This window comes from Pseudomonas sp. NFPP28 (assembly GCF_900115535.1).
Classification (GTDB): Bacteria; Pseudomonadota; Gammaproteobacteria; order Pseudomonadales; family Pseudomonadaceae; genus Aquipseudomonas; species Aquipseudomonas extremorientalis.
This window is the reverse complement of record NZ_FOWT01000001.1, coordinates 936,782-959,485: the sequence shown is the minus strand read 5'-3', so window position 1 is coordinate 959,485 and position 22,704 is coordinate 936,782. Positions and strand designations below refer to the sequence as shown.

Annotated in this window: 20 protein-coding genes; 5 read left to right on the top strand and 15 right to left on the bottom strand. The window is 59.5% G+C overall.

Features of this window, described 5'->3' with window-relative positions; all coding sequences use genetic code 11:
* Nucleotides 1-94 precede the first annotated feature (94 nt).
* Both BM110_RS04530 and BM110_RS04525 read left to right on the top strand, forming a co-directional pair.
* A complete protein-coding gene (locus tag BM110_RS04530) occupies nucleotides 95-775 on the top strand; it encodes a Fe2+-dependent dioxygenase (protein ID WP_071491099.1) in 681 nt (226 codons plus the stop codon).
* Between the two features lies 1 nt (nucleotide 776).
* Entirely contained in the window at nucleotides 777-1,526 is a 750-nt protein-coding gene (locus BM110_RS04525) for a tetratricopeptide repeat protein (protein WP_071491100.1), read from the top strand.
* Between the two features lie 49 nt (nucleotides 1,527-1,575).
* Here BM110_RS04525 and BM110_RS04520 read toward each other — a convergent pair whose 3' ends face one another.
* The 5 genes from BM110_RS04520 to BM110_RS04500 all read right to left on the bottom strand — a co-directional run bounded on the left by BM110_RS04520 (nucleotide 1,576) and on the right by BM110_RS04500 (nucleotide 6,629).
* Nucleotides 1,576-2,739, bottom strand: coding sequence for a type III PLP-dependent enzyme (locus BM110_RS04520; RefSeq protein WP_071491101.1), 1,164 nt, complete (start codon nucleotides 2,737-2,739; stop codon nucleotides 1,576-1,578).
* Between the two features lie 412 nt (nucleotides 2,740-3,151).
* On the bottom strand, nucleotides 3,152-4,309 hold the full coding sequence (locus BM110_RS04515; protein WP_071491102.1) for an osmoprotectant ABC transporter ATP-binding protein OsmV: 1,158 nt from the start codon (nucleotides 4,307-4,309) through the stop codon (nucleotides 3,152-3,154).
* A complete protein-coding gene (locus BM110_RS04510) occupies nucleotides 4,306-4,959 on the bottom strand; it encodes an ABC transporter permease (protein WP_058423040.1) in 654 nt (217 codons plus the stop codon). The genes BM110_RS04515 and BM110_RS04510 overlap by 4 nt, the downstream gene beginning before the upstream one ends.
* Nucleotides 4,960-4,970: 11 nt before the next feature.
* Nucleotides 4,971-5,867: a glycine betaine ABC transporter substrate-binding protein gene (locus tag BM110_RS04505; RefSeq protein ID WP_071491103.1), complete on the bottom strand. Its 897-nt coding sequence runs from the start codon at nucleotides 5,865-5,867 to the stop codon at nucleotides 4,971-4,973.
* A gap of 9 nt (nucleotides 5,868-5,876) precedes the next feature.
* A complete protein-coding gene (locus tag BM110_RS04500; RefSeq protein WP_258539690.1) occupies nucleotides 5,877-6,629 on the bottom strand; it encodes an ABC transporter permease in 753 nt (250 codons plus the stop codon).
* 295 nt (nucleotides 6,630-6,924) lie between these two features.
* On the opposite strand from BM110_RS04500, the gene BM110_RS04495 reads away from it, so the two are divergent.
* From BM110_RS04495 to BM110_RS04485, 3 genes are all read left to right on the top strand, one after another.
* On the top strand, nucleotides 6,925-8,508 hold the full coding sequence (locus tag BM110_RS04495; RefSeq protein ID WP_093512516.1) for a peptide chain release factor 3: 1,584 nt from the start codon (nucleotides 6,925-6,927) through the stop codon (nucleotides 8,506-8,508).
* A gap of 274 nt (nucleotides 8,509-8,782) precedes the next feature.
* On the top strand, nucleotides 8,783-9,028 hold the full coding sequence (locus tag BM110_RS04490; RefSeq protein WP_093512514.1) for a hypothetical protein: 246 nt from the start codon (nucleotides 8,783-8,785) through the stop codon (nucleotides 9,026-9,028).
* 96 nt (nucleotides 9,029-9,124) lie between these two features.
* On the top strand, nucleotides 9,125-9,379 hold the full coding sequence (locus tag BM110_RS04485) for a hypothetical protein (protein ID WP_092240684.1): 255 nt from the start codon (nucleotides 9,125-9,127) through the stop codon (nucleotides 9,377-9,379).
* A 57-nt stretch (nucleotides 9,380-9,436) separates the two neighbouring features.
* Here the strand turns inward: BM110_RS04485 and BM110_RS04480 are convergent, their stop codons facing one another.
* The 10 genes from BM110_RS04480 to BM110_RS04435 all read right to left on the bottom strand — a co-directional run bounded on the left by BM110_RS04480 (nucleotide 9,437) and on the right by BM110_RS04435 (nucleotide 22,671).
* The gene (locus tag BM110_RS04480; protein WP_092240686.1) at nucleotides 9,437-9,784 is read right to left on the bottom strand and encodes a hypothetical protein; all 348 of its coding nucleotides are present in this window, start codon (nucleotides 9,782-9,784) and stop codon (nucleotides 9,437-9,439) included.
* 285 nt (nucleotides 9,785-10,069) lie between these two features.
* On the bottom strand, nucleotides 10,070-11,041 hold the full coding sequence (locus BM110_RS04475; RefSeq protein WP_016971590.1) for a peptide ABC transporter ATP-binding protein: 972 nt from the start codon (nucleotides 11,039-11,041) through the stop codon (nucleotides 10,070-10,072).
* Entirely contained in the window at nucleotides 11,041-12,009 is a 969-nt protein-coding gene (locus tag BM110_RS04470) for an ABC transporter ATP-binding protein (protein ID WP_071491107.1), read from the bottom strand. Before BM110_RS04470 ends, BM110_RS04475 begins: the two co-directional genes overlap by 1 nt.
* A gap of 10 nt (nucleotides 12,010-12,019) precedes the next feature.
* Nucleotides 12,020-12,931 (bottom strand): ABC transporter permease subunit, encoded by a 912-nt coding sequence (locus BM110_RS04465; protein WP_010213191.1) that lies wholly within the window; start codon nucleotides 12,929-12,931, stop codon nucleotides 12,020-12,022.
* Nucleotides 12,932-12,941: 10 nt separating this feature from the next.
* Nucleotides 12,942-13,952 carry an ABC transporter permease subunit gene (locus tag BM110_RS04460; protein ID WP_025856266.1) on the bottom strand — a complete coding sequence of 337 codons (1,011 nt, stop codon included), beginning with the start codon at nucleotides 13,950-13,952 and terminating at the stop codon, nucleotides 12,942-12,944.
* Between the two features lie 76 nt (nucleotides 13,953-14,028).
* Complete coding sequence (locus BM110_RS04455) at nucleotides 14,029-15,624, bottom strand: ABC transporter substrate-binding protein (protein ID WP_093119891.1); 1,596 nt, start codon at nucleotides 15,622-15,624, stop codon at nucleotides 14,029-14,031.
* Nucleotides 15,625-15,704: 80 nt separating this feature from the next.
* Entirely contained in the window at nucleotides 15,705-17,102 is a 1,398-nt protein-coding gene (locus BM110_RS04450; protein WP_093512512.1) for an OprD family outer membrane porin, read from the bottom strand.
* Nucleotides 17,103-17,273: 171 nt separating this feature from the next.
* Complete coding sequence (locus BM110_RS04445) at nucleotides 17,274-18,878, bottom strand: ABC transporter substrate-binding protein (protein WP_093512510.1); 1,605 nt, start codon at nucleotides 18,876-18,878, stop codon at nucleotides 17,274-17,276.
* A gap of 304 nt (nucleotides 18,879-19,182) precedes the next feature.
* Nucleotides 19,183-20,811 carry an ABC transporter substrate-binding protein gene (locus tag BM110_RS04440; RefSeq protein WP_093512508.1) on the bottom strand — a complete coding sequence of 543 codons (1,629 nt, stop codon included), beginning with the start codon at nucleotides 20,809-20,811 and terminating at the stop codon, nucleotides 19,183-19,185.
* A 258-nt stretch (nucleotides 20,812-21,069) separates the two neighbouring features.
* The gene (locus BM110_RS04435) at nucleotides 21,070-22,671 is read right to left on the bottom strand and encodes an ABC transporter substrate-binding protein (RefSeq protein ID WP_093512506.1); all 1,602 of its coding nucleotides are present in this window, start codon (nucleotides 22,669-22,671) and stop codon (nucleotides 21,070-21,072) included.
* Nucleotides 22,672-22,704 lie beyond the last annotated feature (33 nt).

Below are 22,704 nucleotides of genomic sequence, written 5' to 3'. Positions count from 1 at the left end.
GCTTACGGTTTTTACGATCTCGTTCGTCCTGGCGTTTTACAGGGCGGATAAGAATCAATACCATTGGCGCCTCTCTGAATTCAGGTACTGCCCCATGCTGCTGCACATCCCCGGCCTGTTCTCTCGTGAGGAGGTGCAGCGCATCCGCCAGGCCCTGGAAAACGCCGAGTGGGCCGACGGTAAAATCACCGCCGGGCACCAGTCCGCCAAGGCCAAGCACAACCTGCAATTGCCCGAGGGCCACCCGCTGGCCAAGGAAATCGGCGCGGCGATGCTTGAACGGCTTTGGCAGAACCCGCTGTTTATGTCAGCGGCGTTACCGCACAAGGTGTTTCCGCCGCTGCTTAATTGCTACACGGCGGGCGGCAGTTTCGACTTTCATATCGACAACGCCGTGCGCCAACCCAAGGGCAGCCACGAGCGGGTCCGCACCGACCTGTCATCGACGCTGTTCTTCAGCGACCCGGACGAATACGACGGCGGCGAACTGGAAATCCAGGACACTTTCGGCCTGCAGCGCGTGAAGCTGCCGGCCGGCGACATGGTGCTGTACCCCGGCTCCAGCCTGCACAAAGTCAACGCCGTGACCCGTGGCGCACGCTATGCCTCGTTCTTCTGGACCCAGAGCCTGGTACGTGAAGACAGCCAGCGCACCCTGCTGTTTGAAATGGACGGTGCGATCCAGCAACTGACCGCCGATGTGCCTGACCACCCCGCGCTGATTCAACTCACCGGTACGTATCACAACCTGTTGCGCCGTTGGGTCGAGGTCTGACATGGGCTTTTTATTGCGTCGGGAAGAGGTACTCAACGTTGAGCAACTGCAAGCGATGCTCGACGATTCCCCCGTGCGCGCTGCCCAGGCAATCCTGATGGCGGCGAAGGAAGGAGTGGTCGATGCCCAGGCGTTGCTCGGGCAAATCCTGCTCGAAGGGCGTGGCATCGCACGCGATGAGACACTGGCCTTGCGCTGGTTCCAGATCGCCGCGCACAGCGGGCATTTGATGGCCCGCAACATGGTTGGGCGTTGCCGCGAGCATGGCTGGGGATGTGATGTCGATGAGGCGGCGGCGGCGCGGGAATATCGGGCGGCTGCCGACGCAGGGTTGGATTGGGGGCAGTACAACTACGCCAATCTGCTGGCCACGGGGCGCGGTGTCGCCGAGGACCAACGACAAGCATTGGCCTGTTATCGCCGGGCGGCCGAGCAGGGGCATGCCAAGTCGATGAACCTGCTGGGGCGTTACCTGGAAGATGGTCGGTTCTGCCCACAGGACCTGGACGCCGCTGTGGACTGGTATCGACGCTCAGCCGAGGCCGGTGATTTTCGCGGGCAGTTCAGCTATGCGGCGGTGCTGGCCGACAGAGGTCAGATCGACGCGGCGCTGGAATGGTTGCGCAAGGCGTTGGCGGGCGGGAACCTGAAGTTCTTGCGGGTGGCGCACAAGGCCTTGGTAGCGGCGAATGATCCGCGGATCCGGGCGATGGCCGGTGCCTATCAACAACGCGCGGTAAGCCTTTCTTGAGGTGTAAAAAAACCCATGACATGTCATGGGTTTTTTATGTGCGGCCGTTTTACACGTAGAACGATTTCAGTGGCGGAAAGCCATTGAACTCAACCGCGCTGTAGCTGGTGGTGTACGCACCGGTCGACAGCCAGTACAAGCGGTCACCAATCGCCAGGTTCAGCGGCAGGCCGTACTTGTAGTTTTCGTACATGATGTCGGCGCTGTCGCAGGTGGGACCTGCGATGACCACTTCTTCCATCTCGCCTTTCTTCTCGGTCCAGATCGGGAACTTGATGGCTTCGTCCATGGTTTCGATCAGGCCGGAGAACTTGCCCACGTCCGTGTACACCCAGCGCTCGACGGCGGTACGGGATTTACGTGCAACCAATACCACTTCACTGACCAGGATACCGGCGTTGGCGATCAACGAACGGCCCGGCTCCAGAATGATTTCCGGCAGGTCGTCGCCGAAATCTTCCTTGAGGAAGCGGATGATTTCTTCGGCGTAGGTTTCCAGGCTGTTGGTGCGGGTGATGTAGTTGGCCGGGAAGCCGCCGCCCATGTTGATCAGCTTGAGGTGGATGCCGTCTTCTTCTTTCAGGCGCTCGAAGATCACTTTGACCTTGGCGATCGCCGCGTCCCATACGCTGATGTCGCGCTGCTGCGAACCGACATGGAACGAGATGCCGTACGGCACCAGGCCCAGGTCGCGGGCGAGGATCAGCAGGTCCATCGCCATGTCGGTCTGGCAGCCGAATTTGCGCGACAGCGGCCAGTCAGCCGTGGTCGAGCCTTCGGTGAGGATACGCACATACACTTTCGAACCCGGCGCGGCCTTGGCGATGTTGCGCAAGTCGGCTTCGGAGTCGGTGGAGAACAGGCGTACGCCCTTATCAAAGAAGTAGCGGATGTCCTTGGACTTCTTGATGGTGTTGCCGTAGCTGATACGGTCAGGGCTGACGCCGCGGCCCAGTACCTTGTCCAGCTCGTAGATCGAAGCGATGTCGAAGCTCGAGCCTTTGTCCTTGAGCAGGTCAATGATCTCGACGGCCGGGTTGGCCTTGACCGCGTAATAGACCTTGGCGAATTCGAAACCGGCGCGCAGGTCATCGTAGGCCTGGCTGATCATCGCGGTGTCGATCACCACGAACGGGGTTTCTTGCTTGTCGGCGAACGCCTTCATTTTGTCAAAAGTGGCGCGCGCGAAATAATCTTCGACGTTGATCGACATGCTGGGAACTCCTAAGGGCAAACTGATTTAGTCAATGGGTGCAAATGAACGTCCTCCGTATCCCCACTTTGGTTCGCCTACTTCCCAAGGCATGTCGCCGAAAGCAAAAAGGCCATGGGATCAACCGCTTCCCTTGGCCTTGCTGTCTCGTCGTCAGTACTTGAGCCGGATGGATCGTTTCCAGCATGGACGTTCGGCGCGAACTTTAGGACGTGAGGGGCCATAGATCAACTAAAAATGTCGCGTTTTTGCACGCGCTCGTCGCACAGCCGCGTGCAGCTACTTATGTAACCGACCGGTGTGACGGAATGATGTTCCCCGAATGGGGCAAATCAGGGGGATTTCCTTGGCCCACCATAGAGCCAAATGTGGGAGGGGGCTTGCCCCCTCCCACATGTTGACCTGTGTTGTGTCAGGCCAACGCAGTTTCAGCTGGCGACACGATACTGGTCTTGCCCCCACGCGACTTACCAGAGCTCAGGTACTCGGCAATCGACTCCTGCGTCACTTCCCCGAGGAACACCCGTTCCGCATCCATCACCGGCAACCACGAGCGGTTGAACTCGTACATGCGTGACAGCAGGATGCGCAAATGCTCGTCGTACGCCGCCGTGGCGTTGAACTCGCGCAGATACTGGCCGCAAGTCCCGGTCTGACGGTGCAGGTCGCGACGGCGTACATAACCCAGCGCCTTGTTCTCGGCACAAGTGACGACCACATAGCGGCGGTCGGTTTCGTCCATCAGCTCCAGGGCATCGGCCACTGGAGTTTCCGGGCTCACCGACGGCGCGTTGTCCGCAGCATCCTCGGCCTTCACCAGCAGCAGACGCTTGAGGGTGCTGTCCTGGCCCACGAAGTTGCTGACGAACTCGTCGGCAGGGTGCGCCAGCAGCGTGTCCGGATGGTCGATCTGCAGCAATTTGCCGGCACGGAAGATGGCGATCTTGTCACCCAGCTTGATGGCCTCGTCGATGTCGTGGCTGACCATGATCACGGTCTTGTTCAGCGCGCGCTGCATCTCGAAGAATTCGTTCTGGATCATCTCACGGTTGATCGGGTCGACTGCGCCGAACGGCTCGTCCATCAGCAGCAGCGGCGCATCGGCCGCCAGTGCGCGGATCACGCCGATGCGCTGTTGCTGGCCACCGGACAGCTCACGCGGGTAGCGATGCAGGTACTGTTTGGGCTCCAGCTTGATCATGCTCATCAACTCGCGGGCGCGGTCGTGGCATTTCTGCTTGTCCCAGCCGAGCAGCTTGGGCACCACCACGATGTTTTCCTCGATGGTCATGTTCGGGAACAGGCCGATCTGCTGGATCACATAACCGATGTTGCGGCGCAGGGTCACTTCGTCGAGATCGGTGGTGTCTTCGCCATTGATCAGGATCTTGCCCGAGGTGGGCTTGATCAGGCGGTTGATCATTTTCAGCGTGGTGCTCTTGCCGCAACCCGATGGGCCGAGGAATACGCAAATCTCGCCTTCGTTGACGGTCAGGCTTACATCGTTCACGGCCGTTACCGTCTTGCCGTTGCTTTGGAAGGTCTTGGACAGGTTTTGAAGTTCGATCATTTGAGCAGTCCTTTTGGAGTCAGCGAGCGTTGCAGCCATTGCAGAAGCAGGTCGGCGAAGATGGCCAGGAGACTGACCAGCACGGCGCCGACGATCAGCATCGACATGTCGCTGCGGCTGATGGAAGCCAGAATAAGTACACCCAGGCCACCGGCGCCGATGGTGGCGGCGATGGTCATCACACCGATGTTCATCACTACGGCGGTACGCACACCGGCGAGGATCACCGGCACGGCGATGGGCAACTCGACCATGCGCAGGCGCTGGCCGAAGGTCATGCCGATGCCTTTGGCGGCTTCGCGAATGCCAGGCTCCACGCCAGTGAGGGCGAGGTAGGTGTTACGCATGATCGGCAACAGGGAGTAGAGGAACACGGCGGTGATCGCCGGCATCGGCCCCAGGCCCTGGCCGAATTTGGAGTAGAACGGCAGCAGCAGGCCGAACAGGGCGATGGACGGTACGGTCAGCAATACCGTGGCGCTGGCTTGCAGCGGGCCTGCAAGCGTCGGGAAGCGCGTCATCAGGATGCCCAGGGGCACGCCGATCAGGATCGCGAGGATCACGGCAATGCCGACCAGGGTGATGTGCTGCCCGGTCAAGTGCAGGACTTGGGCCCAATCAAGATGGGAAAAGGCGTTCAGGAATTCCATGTCTTCTCCTCTTATTGATTGATCGGATGCTGGCGCAGGAAATCGGCGGCAACAGTGGAAGGGCTTTCATGGTCGACGTCGACCCGGGCGTTCAGCTGGCGCATGGTTTCGTCGTCGAACAGCGCGGCCAGCGGCTTGAGCTCGGCGGCCAGTTGTGGATGCGCATCCAGATAAACCTGGCGCACCACCGGCGCGGCGGTGTAGTCGGGGAAGTAATGCTTGTCGTCTTCCAGCAACTTCAATTTGAAGGCATTCAGGCGGCCGTCGGTGGTGTAGACCAAACCGGCGAACACCTGCCCATTACGCAGCGCGGTATAGACCAGGCCAGCGTCCATCTGCCGGGTGTTCTTGCGGGTCAGGTTCATGTCGTACAGCTTGACCATGCCGGCCAGGCCGTCGGAACGGTTGGCGAACTCGGTGTCCAGGGCGACCAGGCGTGTGCCTTTGGTTTTTTCCGCCAGGGCCTGGGTCAGGTCGCTGATGCTGTTGATCTGCGGGAATTCCTTCGCCACGTTCTCCGGCAATGCCAGGGCGTAGGTGTTGCTGAAGCGCGATGGAGAGAGCCAGACCAGGCCCTTTTTCGCGTCGAGTTCTTTCACCCGAGCATAGGATTGTTCACTGTCGAGTTTCTCGTCGACATGGTTGTAGGCCACCAGCGACACGCCGGTGTATTCCCAGATCAGGTCCAGTTGCCCGCTTTCCTGGGCACTGCGCGCCAGGTTGCTGCCCAGCCCGCCGGTCACGCGGGTGTCATAGCCCTTGGTGCGCAGGTACTGGGAGGTGATTTCGGCGAGCAGGGTCTGTTCGGTGAACACCCGGGCGCCGATGCGGATCACCGGTTTTTCGGCGGCTTGTGCAACGCCTGCCAAGAGCAGGACGCAGCTCATTATCAATGTCAGTTTTTTCATGTCGGTTCCTTAAGACGCACGCAACCCGCGTTCCAGCCAGAGGCGGCTGGCCAGAGTCACCAGACCGTCGAGCAACAACGCCAGCAGCGCGGTGCACGCAGCGCCGAGCAGCAATTGCGGCTGATTGTTCAGGGCGATGCCAGGGAAGATCAGGCTGCCCAGGCTGTTGGCACCGATCAGGAACGCCAGCGGCGCGGTACCGACATTGATCGCCAGGGCCACACGCACACCGCCGACGATGATTGGCACGGCGTTGGGCAATTCCACGCGAAACAGCACTTGGCGCGGCGTCATGCCGATGCCGGTGGCGGCTTCTTTCAGGGAGCCCTGGACGTTTTTCAGGCCTTCGTAGGTGTTGCGCACGATAGGCAGGAGGGAGGCGAGGAACAGCGCGAAGATGGCCGGGCCGCTGCCGATGCCAAGGACGCCGAGGGCGATGGCCAGTACGGCCAGGGGCGGGACGGTGTTGCCGATGTTGAAGATCTGCATGAAGCGTTCTGCGCGCCCGACCATGTGCGGTCGGCTGAGCAGGATACCGGCGGGGATGCCCACAATCAGGGCGGCCAGCATGGAGACAAGAACGAGGATCAGATGAGCTTGCAGGTAAAACAACAAATCGTCGCGGTACAGTTCGATCGTGTTGATGCCGATCCAGTGGACCAGCAGGGCCAAGAGGGCGACGACAACCGCTCCTCCTATCAGCCCTTTGCCATAGCGAATAGCCACAGGCGGACTCCTTTTTTCTTCTGTCGGCGCCCACATTCTCCGGCGGCAATGCCATTCCTGGCTGCCTCTGAATGTGGTCGCGAAATGCAGCTCGCCGATACCGGCAACGCGGTATGCGATCGAGCCATGAGCGCAGCCTCGTCAGGCTAACTTGCTGATTTATCAGCCCCTGTTCCGAGTGCGGTAGCAGGGGAGTGGACGTCTCTACCTTTTAAAAGGTTCCACACTTGGCAGCATTTAGCCACCCCCAATGGGCTGAACGGTGGTCCGTCCTCCTGGGTTTGCGCTATACTCGCCGCCCTTTTTTGACTCACCTGCCAGGCGATTTCCCATGACCCACCAGGCCGCCGAAGTCGCGAAACGCCGCACTTTCGCCATTATTTCCCACCCCGATGCCGGTAAAACCACCATCACCGAGAAGCTCTTGCTGATGGGCAAGGCAATCGCAGTGGCCGGCACGGTGAAATCCCGCAAATCCGACCGCCATGCCACCTCCGACTGGATGGAAATGGAAAAACAACGGGGTATCTCCATTACCACGTCGGTCATGCAGTTCCCGTATCGCGACCATATGGTCAACCTGCTCGACACCCCGGGCCACGAAGACTTCTCCGAAGACACCTACCGCACCCTGACCGCGGTGGACTCGGCGCTGATGGTCCTCGACGGCGGTAAAGGCGTCGAGCCCCGCACCATCGCGCTGATGGACGTGTGCCGTCTGCGTGACACGCCGATCGTCAGCTTCATCAACAAACTCGACCGCGACATCCGCGACCCCATCGAGCTGCTGGATGAAATCGAAGCCGTCCTGAAGATCAAGGCTGCGCCGATCACCTGGCCGATCGGTTGCTACCGCGACTTCAAGGGCGTGTACCACCTGGCCGATGACTACATCATTGTCTACACCGCCGGCCACGGTCACGAGCGCACCGAAACCAAGATCATCGAGAAACTCGACTCCGACGAAGCCCGCGCCCACCTGGGTGACGAGTACGACCGCTTTGTCGATCAGCTGGAACTGGTGCAGGGCGCCTGCCACGAGTTCAACCAGCAGGAGTTCCTCGACGGCCAACTGACCCCGGTGTTCTTCGGGACCGCCCTGGGCAACTTCGGTGTCGACCATGTACTCGACGCCGTTGTCGACTGGGCGCCCAAGCCTCTGGCCCGTGTTGCCAACGAGCGCACCGTGGAACCGGTCGAAGAGAAATTCACCGGCTTCGTGTTCAAGATCCAAGCGAACATGGACCCAAAACACCGCGACCGCATTGCCTTCATGCGCATCTGCTCCGGCAAATACGAAAAAGGCATGAAGATGCGCCACGTGCGCACCGGCAAGGACGTGCGCATCGGCGACGCCCTGACGTTCTTCTCCTCCGAGCGTGAACAGCTCGAAGAAGCCTACGCCGGTGACATCATCGGCCTGCACAACCACGGCACCATCCAGATCGGCGACACCTTCACCGAAGGCGAAGCGCTGGGCTTTACCGGTATCCCGCACTTCGCCCCGGAACTGTTCCGCCGTGTACGCCTGCGCGACCCGCTCAAATCCAAGCAACTGCGCCAGGGCTTGCAGCAACTGGCGGAAGAGGGCGCCACCCAGGTGTTCTTCCCCGAGCGCAGCAACGACATCATCCTCGGCGCCGTCGGTGTGCTGCAGTTCGATGTGGTCGCCAGCCGCTTGAAAGAGGAATACAAGGTGGAGTGCTCGTATGAGTCGATCACCGTGTACTCCGCGCGCTGGATCGAGTGCAGCGATAAGAAGAAGCTGGAAGAGTTCTCCAACAAGGCCGTGGAAAACCTCGCGGTGGACGGCGGTGGGCACTTGACCTACCTGGCGCCGACCCGGGTGAACCTGGCGCTGATGGAAGAACGCTGGCCGGATGTGAAATTCCGCGCGACCCGTGAGCACCATTAAGGTCTGAGCGGTAAAGAACAGGGCGAAGCTGTGATGGCTTCGCCCTTTTTATTGGCCAAACAGAAATTAAAATGTGGGAGGGGGCTTGCCCCCGATAGCAGTGGGTCAATCAATAAATCCGCTGGCTGGTACGCCGCCATCGGGGGCAAGTCGAATCGTCGCACCGCCCCTCCCACATTTTGATCTTCATCGATCAGGGCTATTGGCGAGAAACCCACATCCCGTCTAGCGTTTGAAGTATTTCACTCACCCATCGACGGAATAGGAGGCCACCGTGCGTATAACTCAACGCGTCATTCAACTGTTGCTGCTGGGGGCTTTGGGCTTGTTCGCCTCATTGGCCCTGGCCGGCGCCGGCACGCCCCAATGGAAGGACACGGGCCCTGTCACCAAGAAAAAGCAGCAGGAGGTCAACTCTGGCAGCTGGCAGCCCCAGGCCCAGCCTGCGCCCAAGGAGGATGCGGAAAATCCCTATAACGAGGGGGAGGACAGTGCTACCTTCGACGACGGTGAGACCTGAGACTTGGCGTAAACCCGGCATCGGGGCTAGCGTCAATACTGGCGGCGGTAGACGGCTGTCGCGCGGGATTGACCTACTGACTGGACGGAATCAACCATGAGTATTTTTCAACGAGTTGTGCTGTTGATAAAAGTGCTGGTGCTGTTGTCGTTGGGGATGTCGTCGGCCTGGGCGCATAGCCCGGTGCAGAGCGGTGTTGTGGCTTCGGGGCACTGCCAGGATCTGCAACTGGCGAAGTCCGAGGCGGAGCCTGGCGACAAGGGCCAGGGTGGCAGTGAGGACGACGATGACTCCACCACCGACGAGCCGGACAGCGATGATCCGGACGCTGAAGGCGACAGCCAGACATAGTGTCCAAGGCTATGGAGGATTTAAAGGATGGAAGGTGGCAAGCCACCTCCCGTCCTCTTATAACGTGTTTGGTCCGACCTGAAGTTGTTTCAGTGCAAGATTGGCCCCAGCCCGAACGGTCTCAACTTGTGCATGAACCGCATCTTTCACAAGGGCCTCGTTAAAATCACTCAGCTCCTGATGCTTGATATGTTCGACACACAAATACAATAGGTGCAGGGCTACATCCATGGCGCTCTGAAAAGAGATCAGAGTGTTGTTGTGGCCCAATTCTTTTATTACGTTTTCCCAGCGTATATCCGACTCGGCCTGAAGCCGCTTAAACTCACCCATGGTGATGTCGTCGTCCTGGTAAATGGTGTTCAGCAAGTGCTCAAGAGAACGTGATACGGGGCGATATTTCATGGCGTTATCGATTTTCAATGATGAGGCGACTGAATCTAATCATTGATTTTGCAATTAACAATAGAGGCTTAGATGGTGTTACAGGTTTAGGAATAGAGGCGTGCGTACTATAATAAAGTTGCACTGAAAACAGCAGTATTTAAGGATGGACTACACACGTGGTGTGTTTTGAATCATTAATAAAAAGCCCCTGCCGCTAGGCTGATGCGCAACCTGGTGGCAGGGGCTGTGGAACTCGGAGCGTCAACCTCTAGCTGGAGTGGGGGAGACCGCTCCAGCCGAGCATCACGCGACGAACTGCTCCGCATAATGGCAGGCCACCTGGCGGTTATCCAAGGCCCGCAGTTGCGGCTCCTCGCTGCTGCACCGCGCCGTCGCATACGGGCAACGCTTGTGGAACGCGCAGCCCGGCGGCGGGTTCAGCGGGTTAGGCAACTCGCCGACGATCTTGATCTTCGGCTTGTTCGGGTCCGGATGGATGGTCGGGGTGGCCGACAGCAGCGCCTGGGTGTACGGGTGCAGCGGGCGTGCGTAGATGTCTTCCTTGGGGCCCACTTCCACCGGGCGGCCGAGGTACATCACCATCACGTCATCGGCGACATGCTGCACCACCGCCAGGTTGTGGGAGATGAACACGTAGGCCGTGTTGAATTCCTGCTGCAGGTCCATGAACAGGTTGAGCACCTGGGCCTGGATCGATACGTCGAGCGCCGAGGTCGGTTCATCCGCCACCAGCACTTTCGGTTGCAGCATCATCGCGCGGGCCAGGGCGATGCGTTGGCGTTGGCCGCCGGAGAACATGTGCGGGTAGCGCTGATAATGCTCGGGGCGCAGGCCCACTTGCTTCATCATCGCCTGCACTTTTTCGCGGCGTTCGGCGGCGGACAGGTTGGTGTTGATCAACAGCGGCTCGCCCAGTTGATCACCAACTTTCTGCCGTGGGTTGAGCGACGCGTACGGGCTCTGGAATACCATCTGCACGTCTTTGCGCAATTGCTTGCGCTGGGCCTTGTCGGCGCCGGCCACTTCCTGGCCGGCGATTTTCAAGGAACCGGAAGACGGCTCTTCGATCAATGTGAGCGCACGGGCCAGGGTAGATTTGCCGCAACCCGACTCGCCTACAACGGCGAGGGTCTTGCCGGCTTCCAACTCAAAGGACACGCCATTGAGGGCGCGCACAGTGGCGTGGCCCTTGAACAGGCCACGGGACACTTCGTAGTGACGGGTCAGGTCGCGGGCGGTAAGAACGACGGCCATTACGCCACCTCCTGGTTCAAGGGGTAGAAGCAGCGCGCAAGGCTGTTGGTTTTCGGATCAAGGCCGGGGCGCTGGCTCCGGCAGTTTTCCTGCACGTACGGGCATCGCGGCGACAGCAGGCAGCCCTGCGGACGGTCATAGCGGCCGGGTACGATACCGGGCAACGTGGCCAGGCGCGTGGCGCCCAGGCTGTGCTCCGGGATCGCCTTGAGCAGGGCTTCGCTGTACGGGTGCGCCGGGATGTCGAACAGTTGCGGCACCTGGCCGACTTCCACCGCTTGGCCGGCATACATCACGCACACGCGCTGGGCGGTTTCCGCCACGACCGCGAGGTCGTGGGTGATCAGCACCAGGCCCATGTTCTGTTCTTTCTGCAGGGCCAGCAGCAGGTCCATGATCTGCGCTTGAATGGTGACGTCCAGTGCGGTGGTGGGCTCATCCGCGATCAGCAGTTTCGGCTCGCCGGCAATCGCCATAGCGATTGCTACACGCTGGCTCATACCGCCGGACAGTTGGTGCGGGTAGGCATCCATACGGCTGGCAGCGCCCGGGATTTCAACCTTTTCCAACAGTTCGATGGCGCGTTTGCGCGCTTGTTTGCCGGACATTTTCAGGTGCAGGCGCAACACTTCTTCGATCTGGAAGCCCACGGTGTAGCTGGGGTTCAGCGCGGTCATCGGGTCCTGGAACACCATCGCCAGGTCTTTGCCGACGATCTGGCGACGCTGGCGATTGCTCAACTTGAGCATGTCCTTGCCGTCGAAGTTCAGGGCGTCGGCGGTGACGATGCCGGGGTGCTCGATCAGGCCCATCAGCGCCATCATGGTCACGGATTTTCCCGAGCCCGACTCGCCAACGATGGCCAGTACTTCGCCTTTGTCGACGGAAATGTCGAGGCCATCGACCACCGGCACGGCGGTCTTGTCGCCGAAGCGCACGTTGAGATTCTTGATTTCTAACAGTGACATGGGAATCTCCTCAGGCGGCGTTCTTGAGTTTCGGGTCCAGCGCATCGCGCAGGCCGTCGCCCATCAAGTTGATTGCCAGCACGCTGAGCAAAATGGTCAGACCCGGCAGGCTTACCACCCACCAGGCGCGTTCGATGTAGTCACGGGCCGAAGCCAGCATGGTGCCCCACTCCGGGGTTGGCGGTTGTACGCCAAGGCCGAGGAAGCCAAGGGCCGCTGCATCGAGGATCGCCGAAGAGAAACTCAGGGTGGCCTGGACGATCAGCGGTGCCATGCAGTTGGGCAGCACAGTAATGAACATCAGGCGCGGCAGGCCGGCACCGGCGAGGCGCGCGGCGGTCACGTAGTCGCGGTTCAGTTCGCCCATCACCGCCGCGCGGGTCAGGCGCACGTAGGACGGCAGCGACACGATAGCGATGGCGATCACGGTGTTGATCAGGCCAGGGCCGAGGATTGCCACAATGGCCACGGCCAGCAGCAGCGACGGCAGGGCCAGCATGATGTCCATCAGACGCATGATGGTCGGGCCGAGCAAGCGCGGGAAGAACCCGGCGAACAGACCCAGCAGAATGCCCGGGATCAGCGACATCACCACCGACGACAAGCCGATCAGCAACGACAGGCGCGAGCCCTGGATCAGGCGTGAAAGCAGGTCGCGGCCCAGTTCGTCGGTGCCGAGCAGGAATTGCATCTGCCCACCCTCCAGCCAGGCTGGCGGGGTCAGCAGGAAGTCGCGGTATTGCTCGCTCGGGTTATGCGGTGCAACCCACGGGGCAAAGATCGCGCAGAACACGATCAGCAACATGAACAGCAGGCCGGCAACCGCGCCTTTGTTCTTGGAGAAGGCTTGCCAGAATTCTTTGTACGGGGACGGGTACAGCAGGCTTTGATCGACTGCTGACACTGGAGTAGGTGTGGTCATGGTCATGATCTCAGCGCTGGTGACGGATGCGTGGGTTGGCGAAGCCGTAGAGGATATCCACCACGAAGTTCACCAGGATCACCAGGCAGGCGATCAGCAGGATGCCGTTCTGCACCACCGGGTAGTCCCGCGCGCCAATGGCTTCGATCAGCCATTTGCCGATGCCGGGCCACGAGAAGATGGTCTCGGTCAGGACCGCACCGGCCAGCAGCGTGCCGACTTGCAGGCCGACCACGGTCAACACCGGGATCAGTGCGTTACGCAGGCCGTGCACGAACACCACGCGCGTCGGCGACAGGCCTTTGGCCTTGGCGGTGCGGATGTAATCTTCGCGCAGCACTTCGAGCATCGACGAACGGGTCATCCGCGCGATCACCGCCAGCGGGATGGTGCCGAGCACGATGGCCGGCAGGATCAGGTGGTGCAGGGCGTCGAAGAACGCGTCCGGCTCGTCAGCCAGCAGCGTGTCGATCAGCATGAAGCCGGTGCGCGGCTCGATGTCGTAGAGCAGGTCGATACGCCCGGAAACCGGGGTCCAGCCCAGGCTCACCGAGAAGAACATGATCAGGATCAGGCCCCACCAGAAGATCGGCATCGAGTATCCCGCCAGGGAGATACCCATCACCCCGTGGTCGAACAGGGATCCTCGCTTCAATGCCGCGATCACCCCGGCCAACAGGCCCAGGATACCGGCGAACAACAGGGCGGCCATGGACAGTTCCAGGGTCGCGGGGAACAGGGCGGTGAATTCAGTCCACACGCTGGTGCGGGTACGCAGCGATTCGCCAAGGTCACCCTGGGCCAGTTTGCCGACGTAATCCAGGTATTGCGCATACAGCGGCTTGTTAAGGCCGAGGCGTTCCATTGCCTGTGCGTGCATCTCGGGGTCGACGCGCCGCTCGCCCATCATGACTTCGACGGGGTCGCCAGGGATCATGCGAATCAACGCAAACGTGAGCAACGTGATGCCGAAGAACGTGGGGATCAATAACCCCAGTCGGCGGGCAATAAAACTAAACATCTTGTCGTGTACCTCAATCAGCCGGTTAGGCAGGTCCGGCGCCGTCAATGTCGACGGCGCCGAGCGTTTTTCTTATTTACTTCACCTGGGTGGTGGCGAAGTTATTGTTCGTCAGAGGGCTTTGGGTATAACCCTCGACGTTCTTGCGCATAGCGGTGAACATTTTCGGGTAAGCCATGGGGATCCATGGTTGGTCCTTGTCGAAAACGTCCATGGCTTGTTCATAGAGTGCAGCGCGTTGTGCGGGTTCAGCCACAGCGCGCGCCTTGTCGATCAAGTCTTGAAACTCTTTGTTACACCAGCGCGCGTAGTTTTCGCCGTTTTTCGCTGCATCGCAACTCAGGTTCGGCGTGAGGAAGTTATCCGGGTCGCCGTTATCCCCCGCCCATCCGGCGGATACCATGTCGTGTTCACCGTTTTTAGCACGCTTGAGCATTTCGCCCCATTCCATGACTTTGATATTCACCTTCAGGCCAATCTGCGCCAGATCCGCCTGCATGCGCTGGGCGCCGAGCATCGGGTTAGGGTTGGTCGGGCCGCCGCCGTTACGGGTGAACAGGGTGAACTCGGTGCCTTCCGGCACACCCGCTTCCTTGAGCAGGGCACGGGCCTTGTCGAGGTCGCGCGGTGGGTTTTTCAGCTTGTCGTTGAAGCCCAGCAGCGTGGGGGGAAACGGGCCGGTGGCATCGACAGCGTTGCCTTTGCCGTACAGCGATTCGTTGTAGCCTTTTTTGTCGAACGCGATGTTGATCGCGTGACGCACCCGCGCGTCGCTCATGTACTTGTGTGTGGTGTTCAGTGCGGTGTAGGCGGTGGTCATCGCCGCCAGTTCATCGACCTTCAGGTTCGGGTCTTTCTTGATGCTTGGCAGGTCATCGGGCTTGGGATATAGCGCGACCTGGCATTCGTTGGCCTTGAGCTTCTGCAGGCGCACGTTGTTGTCGACCGCAATGGCCAGGATCAACGGATCGGCCGGCGGCTTGCCACGGAAGTACTCCGGGTTGGCCTTGAAGCGCACCTGGGCATCTTTCTGGTAGCGGATGAAGATGAACGGGCCGGTACCGATCGGCTTGCTATTGAGCTCATCGGTCTTACCGGCGGCGAGCAGTTTGTCGGCGTATTCAGCGGAGTGGATGGCGGTAAACGGCATCGCGACATCGGCCAGGAACGGTGCTTCAGGGCGCGTCAGGGTGAAGACCACCGTGTGGTCATCAGTCTTCTCGACACTTTTGAGCAGTTCCTTGAAGCCCATGCTTTCGAAATAGGGGAAACCCGTGGTGGATTTGTTATGCCAAGGGTGTTTCGGGTCCAACTGGCGCTGGAAGCTCCAGAGCACGTCATCGGCATTCAAGTTACGCGTGGGTTTGAAATAGTCGGTGGTGTGGAACTTGACGTCATCGCGCAGGTGGAACGTATAGGTCAGGCCGTCGTCACTGATTTCCCAGCTCTTGGCGAGCGCGGGAACAATTTCAGTGGTGCCTGGCTTGAAGTCCACCAAACGGTTGAACATGGTTTCAGCAGCGGCGTCAGCCGTCACGGCCGTGGTGTACAGGACCGGGTCGAAACCTTCCGGGCTGGCTTCGGTGCAGACCACCAGTGGTTTGGCCGAAACGCCGATGGCCACGCTCAACAGCGCGGCAGCCATGGCGGCTTGTAGTGGGAGCAATTTCATTCGGAGCCCTCTGCAATCGATGGGACCAGACAAACGTAGACGGCGGGCTCGTCCTGAGCCCGCCGCTTACTTGGCGCTGATTAAAGAATGTTGAACGGGATGGTGGTGACCAGGCGGAACTCTTTGATGTTGCCGTCAGCTTGTTGGGCGCTGGCGCGGTGAGTCACGTAGGTGCCACGGATCGTAGTGGCCTTGAGCGGGCCGCTCTGAATTGCGTAGGAAGTACCAACGCCGTATTCCTGGTGTTTCTCGCCGTCCATCAGGCGCAGGTCGCTACGCGATGCGCCGGCTTCGCCGTAGGCGGTGCCGTTGTAGTGAGTACCGTCGATGCCCCAACCGCGCGCCGAGTAGACGTTGAACTTCAGGCCTGGCACGCCGTATTCGGCCATGTTGATGGCGTAGGCGATCTGGAAAGACTTCTCGTTCGGGCTGTTGAAGTCCGAAGTCAGGGAGTTTGCCAGGTAGATGCCGTTGGTTTCGTGCAGGTAGTCGAAGTACTCGTCACCGTTCACTTCCTGGTACGAGAAGGTCAGGCTGTGGGCCTGGTGGGTCAAGCCCAGGGACAACGAGTAGGTGTCGTTGTCGATGTTGCCCATCTTCTTGCTGCCGGTGTCGGTGGTCTTGTAGTAGTTCAGGCCGGTGGTCAGTGCCAGGGTCTGAGCATCACCCAGTTCGTGGGTTGCGCCGAAGTAGTACTGGTTCCAGAAGTCTTCGACGTTGGCGGCGAACACGCTGGTTTTCAGGCTCTTGAACGGCTGGTAGTTGAAGCCCAGGGTCTTGACCTTGTCGGTTTCCTGGCCATTGCCGTATTCGGAACGGAATTTCGACAGGCTCTGCTCGGTACGCGGCGAAACGCGATCGAAGATACCGCCCTGGAACGACAGGTTGCTGAACTCTTCGCTGTTGAAGCTCACACCTTCAAAGCTCGAAGGCAGCGCACGGTTGCCGATGGTGTCGACGATACCGGTGCTGAAGTTCTGGCGACCGGCGGTCAAGGTGGTGTTGGAAACACGGAACTTGACGTTGGCCAGGCCCAGTTTGCTCCACTGGCCTACAGCGTCGCCGCCGGAGTCCGCCAGGGTACGGTTGGAGCCGCCGGCGATATCTTTGCGGTCGCGGTCGAGGGCGATGAAGTTGTAGGCAGCGACTTCAGTGCTGACCCCGACAGTGCCTTGGGTGAAGCCCGAGGTGTAGTTGAGGATGGTGCCCTGGGCCCAGTTGATACGGCGCGAGATCGGCGTTTTCACGCCGTCTTTGCGATAGCTGAAGCGGTCGTTGCGAAACTTCATTTCGTTCGCATACCAGTTGCGAGTGGTACCGCCCAGGCTTTGACCGTCGATGAAGCCCTTGGCCTCGCTTTGCGCGCTGGTGCCGGCCAGTGTGGTCGGCACGAAGTCCTGGCTGGAGGGTTCCGCGTAGGCGGTGGCCGTGATGCTGCTGATGGCCAGGGCCAGAAGCGCTTTGCTGCTCAGTTTCATGGGTTGAAGCTCCTTTGGTTCTCTTTTTAATGCCGGTCTTTTTTGGTGATCCGGCTATTGGGTGTGTAACTCGTTCAAGCCATTGCAAACGTTTGGCGTAGGAAAAATCCCAACAAAAGGCCGCGCGTTTGCAGCAAGGCGGGGGCCGCCCTGCGCAATCCGGTTATTTTCTTATGGGGTGATACTGACGCCCGAGAACACGTTGCGGCCGAATGGGCTGACCTTGAACCCTTCGACTTTGGCGCTTAACGGCTGGTTGACCGTCGAGTGGGCGACGGGCGTGATCGGCACCTGCGCTTTAAGCAGTTGCTGCGCCTGTTTGTACAGAACAGTCCGTTGTTCGCGGTCGGTCACGACCTTGGCTTGCTTGATCAGCTTGTCGTACGCCGGGTCACACCACATGGAGTAGTTGTTCCCGCCGATGGCGTCACAGCTGTAGAGGGTGCCCAGCCAGTTGTCCGGGTCACCGTTATCGCCGGTCCAGCCGATCAGGCTCACATCGTGCTCACCGTTCTTGGTGCGCTTGATGTACTCGCCCCACTCGTAGCTGACGATCTTGACCTTGAGGCCGATCCTGGCCCAGTCGCTTTGCAGCATCTCGGCCATCAGCTTGGCGTTGGGGTTGTACGGCCGTTGCACCGGCATCGCCCACAGGGTGATTTCGGTGCCTTCCTTCACGCCGGCAGCCTTGAGCAGTTCCTTGGCTTTTTCCGGGTTGTAGGCGGCGTCCTTGATAGTCTCGTCGTAGGACCACTGCGTCGGCGGCATGGCGTTTACGGCCAATTGCCCGGCGCCCTGGTACACGGCGTTCAGGATGCTCTGCTTGTTCACCGCCATGTCCAGCGCCTGGCGCACTTCAAGCTGGTCGAACGGCTTGTGGCGCACGTTGTAGGCGATATAGCCGAGGTTGAACCCCGGCTTGGTCAGCAGTTTCAGGTTCGGGTCGGCCTTGAGGGCGTCGACGTCAGCCGGGCGCGGATGCAGGGTCACCTGGCATTCGCCGGCCTTGAGCTTTTGCACGCGCACCGAGGCGTCGGTGTTGATGGCGAAAATCAGCTGGTCGAGCTTGACCTTGCTCGGGTCCCAGTACTGTTTGTTGGCCACATAGCGGATCTGCGAATCTTTCTGGTAACGCTGGAACACGAAGGGGCCAGTGCCGATGGGCTTCTGGTTGATGTCGCTGGGCTTGCCGGCCTTGAGCAGTTGCTCGGCGTATTCGGCCGACAGGATCGCGGCGAAGCTCATGGCAATGTTCTGGATAAACGCGGCATCGACCGTGTTCAGGGTGATCACCACGGTGTGCGGGTCGGTTTTCGCGACCTTGGCAATGTTCTTGTTCAGGCTCATCCCGTTGAAGTACGGAAACTCGGTGGGGTAGGCCTTGCGAAACGGATGGTCGGGGTCAAGCATGCGGTTGAAGGTGAACAGCACGTCGTCGGCGTTGAAGTCCCGGGTCGGCTTGAATTCCTTGTTGCTGTGGAATTTCACCCCTTCACGCAGGTGAAAGGTGTAAGTCAGGCCGTCCGGCGAAATATCCCACTTGGTTGCCAGCGCGGGTACGACACCGGTCTCGCCTTTTTCAAACTCAACCAGGCGGTTATACAGCGGCTCGGCCGCATCGTTATCGGTGGCGGTGGTGTACTGCGCGGTGTCAAAGCCGGCCGGGCTGCCTTCCGAGCAGAACACTAGGCTCCGCTTGTCAGCGGCGTGGCCCATCGTGGCCGCAGCCAGCAGGCTGGTACCAAAAATTGCGGATAGAACGGTGGTATGGCGCATGACGATCCCGATCCTTGTTTGTAGTTGTCATCAGCGAGCAATCACCCCGGCATTCAGCCAGGGAGACATCACTGATCCCACACGCAGCAAGTGCCTTTCCGAGTTTGGAGCCTCTGCTGTCCTACGACGTTATGGGTCGCGGACTTCGCAGTAAATGCGCCAAATCGGATTGACCCTGTAGGCAACGGCGCCGTGCATCGCAGTTCGTTGCTGTAGGAGGCAACGATTGCGAGCGTGGTCTGTTTCCTACGGGCCAGGCGGATGCAATAACGGCGACGTTATGAAACGTCGCCGTCATGGCTTCTTACTTGCCGCTTACGCTCACGCCATAGAAGGAGTTCAAGCCAAACGGGCTGATCTTGAAGTCCTGTACGGTGTTGCGCATGGGTTGATACACCGTCGAGTGCGCGATAGGTGTCATCGGGACTGCATCTTTGAGGATATGTTGCGCCTGCTTGTACAGCTCGGTGCGTTTGGCGACATCCGATGTGGCCTTGGCTTCTTTGACGATGCCGTCGAATTTCTTGTCGCACCATTTGGAGAAGTTGTTACCGGCCAGCGAGTCGCAGCCGAACAGCACGTTCAGCCAGTTGTCCGGGTCACCATTGTCACCGCTCCAGCCAATGATCATGGCCTGGTTCTCGCCACCTTTGGAGCGCTTGATGTACTCGCCCCACTCGTAGCTGGTGATCTTCACGTTGAGACCGATCTTCTTCCAGTCGTTTTGCAGCATTTCTGCCATCAGCTTGGCGTTCGGGTTGTACGGACGCTGAACCGGCATGGCCCACAGAACGATTTCAGTACCTTCCTTGACGCCGGCTTCCTTGAGCAGCGACTTGGCTTTCTCAGGGTCGTACTTGGCGTCCTTGATGGTGGTGTCATACGACCATTGGGTCGGCGGCATGGCGTTGACAGCCAGTTGGCCGGCGCCCTGGTACACGGAGTCGATAATCTGCTGTTTGTTCACCGACATGTCCAGCGCCTGGCGTACGCGCAGGTCAGCCAATGGGTTTGGCTGGTCGCTGCCCTTGACCTTGTCCATGACGTTGTAAGCGATATAGCCCAGGTTGAAACCGGCTTGTTGCGGCAGTTTCAGGGCCTTGTCATCGCCCAGCGCCTTGAGGTCGGCCGGACGTGGGAACAGGGTGATCTGGCATTCGTTTTTCTTGAGCTTCTGGATGCGCACCGACGGGTCGGTGGTGATGGCGAAGATCAGGTTGTCGATCTTCACGTCTTCAGGTTTCCAGTAGTCCTTGTTGCCGGTGTAGCGGATGTTCGAGTCTTTCTGGTAGCTCTTGAACACGAACGGGCCAGTGCCGACCGGCTTCTGGTTGATGTCCGCAGCCTTGCCTTCTTTCAACAGTTGGGCGGCGTATTCAGCCGACTGGATCGAGGCAAAGCTCATCGCCAGGTTCTGGATGAAGGCGGCGTCCACGGTGCCAAGGGTGAACTTGACAGTATGGTCATCGACTTTCTCGATGTTCTGGATGTTGGTGTCCATCCCCATGTCCGTGAAGTACGGGAATTCGGTGGGGTAGGCCTTACGGAATGGATCGTCCTTGTTGATCATGCGGTTGAACGTGAACAGCACGTCATCGGCATTGAAGGTACGGGTCGGCTTGAAGTACGGGGTGGTATGGAACTTGACGCCATCACGCAGGTGGAAGGTGTAGGTCAAGCCATCCGGGGACACGTCCCAGTTGGTAGCCAGCCCAGGAATCACAGCGGTGCCGCCGCGTTCGAACTGGGTCAGGCGGTTGAACATGGTTTCGGCCGAGGCATCGAAGTCTGTTCCGGTGGTGTACTGGCCTGGGTCGAAACCGGCCGGGCTCCCTTCGGAGCAGAACACCAGGTTAGTCGCCGCTTGGGCGAAAGGAGCTGCGGCCATAAGGCCAGCGCTAACAATTAACGGAATGACTGCGTGTTTAAGCATGTTGGCCTCATGATTTGTTGTCATTTTTGGTGGTGAGGGCGACCTCGTGAGTCGGCCTGCGGATACTTATGCAGGCGCCATACCCATTGCAAGATGCTGAACCGTTGCGAGGCTGAAACAGTGGTACGAACGTACAGGAATGTCGCAATTATGAAAGTTTCGACATATTTGCGTATATTTCGAGGGTTTTTTCGGTGCATCCGTCGCACCAAAAAGACCCAGCCGAGGCGTCTGGCGCACTCGGTTGGGGCGCTTCTGTTACTTATCTAGACTCACGCCGTAGAACGGTGTCAGGCCAAAGGGGCTGATCTTGAAGTCCCGCACTTCCTTGCGCAGGGGCTGGAAAACCGTCGAGTTTGCAATAGGCGTTATAGGTACTTGTTCCTTAAGGGTTTTTTGTGCCTGTTGATACCACTTGATGCGCTGTTCGCGGTCGTTGCTGACCTTGGCCTGCTGCACCAATTTGTCGTAGGCCGGGTTACACCATTTGGCGTAGTTGCTGCCCTTCACCGCAGCACAACTGTAGAGCACGCCGAGCCAGTTATCCGGGTCGCCATTGTCGCCCGTCCAACCATAAATCATGGCGTCATGCTCGCCATTTTTGGCGCGCTTGATGTATTCGCCCCATTCATAGCTGACGATATTGGCCTTGATGCCGATCTTCTCCCAATCCTGCTGGATCATTTGTGCCGACATGCGTGCGTTCGGGTTTGAAGCGCGCTGCACGGTCATTGCCCACAGGTTGATGGTAGTTCCTGGTGCAACCCCTGCTTCTTTTAGTAGCGCCTTGGCCTTGACCGGGTCATGGGGGGCGTCCTTGAGGGTGGGGTCATAAGACCACTGCGCCGGAGGCAGGGCGTTCTGCGCCAATTGTCCGGCACTCTGGTACACCGCCTTGATAATCGCCGGCTTGTCGATGGCCATGTCCAGGGCCTGGCGCACCTTGAGCTGATCCAGCGGCGGGTGGGTCACGTTGTAGGCCAGGAAGCCCAGGTTGAAACCGGCCTGCTGCAGCACGCGCAAGTTCGGGTCCTGCTTCATCACGTCGATATCGGCGGGGCGCGGGTAGCCGCTGACCTGGCATTCGCCGGCCTTGAGCTTCTGCAGGCGCGACGCAGCATCCGGGGTGATGGCGAACACCAGGTTGTCGAGCTTCACATCCTCGGGTTTCCAGTACTGTTTATTGGCTACGTAGCGGATCTGCGAATCCTTCTGGTAGCGCTTGAACACAAACGGTCCGGTGCCCACCGGTTTCTGATTGATCTCTTCGGCCTTGCCCTGCTTGAGCAGTTGCGCGGCGTACTCGGCCGATTGCACCGAGGCAAAGCTCATGGCCAGGTTTTGCACAAACGACGCATCGACGTTGTTCAGGTTGAAGCGCACGGTATGGTCGTCAAGTTTCTCGACGCTCTTGATCGTGGTGTTCAAGCCCATGTCGGTGAAGTACGGCGACTCGGAGGGGTAGGCCTTACGGAACGGACTGTCGGCATCCAGCAGGCGATTGAAGGTGAACAGCACATCATCCGCGTTGAAATCGCGGGTAGGGGTGAAGAAATCGGTGGTGTGGAACTTGACGCCATCGCGCAGATGGAAGGTGTAGGTCAGGCCGTCTTTGGAGATGTCCCAGCTTGTCGCCAAGCCAGGTTCGACTTCGGTGCCGCCACGCTTGAACTGCGTGAGGCGGTTGAACACGGTCTCGGCCGAAGCATCGAAATCGGTGCCGCTGGTGTACTGGCTGGGGTCGAAGCCGGCGGGGCTGGCTTCGGAGCAATAGACCAGGGTACTGGCCGCGTGGGCCACTGGCATGAAGGCCAGCAGTCCGGCGGCGAGGAGGAGCGGTTTTAAGGCAATTCTTTCCATGGAGACCCCTGAAGTGGCAGGTGTATATAAGCT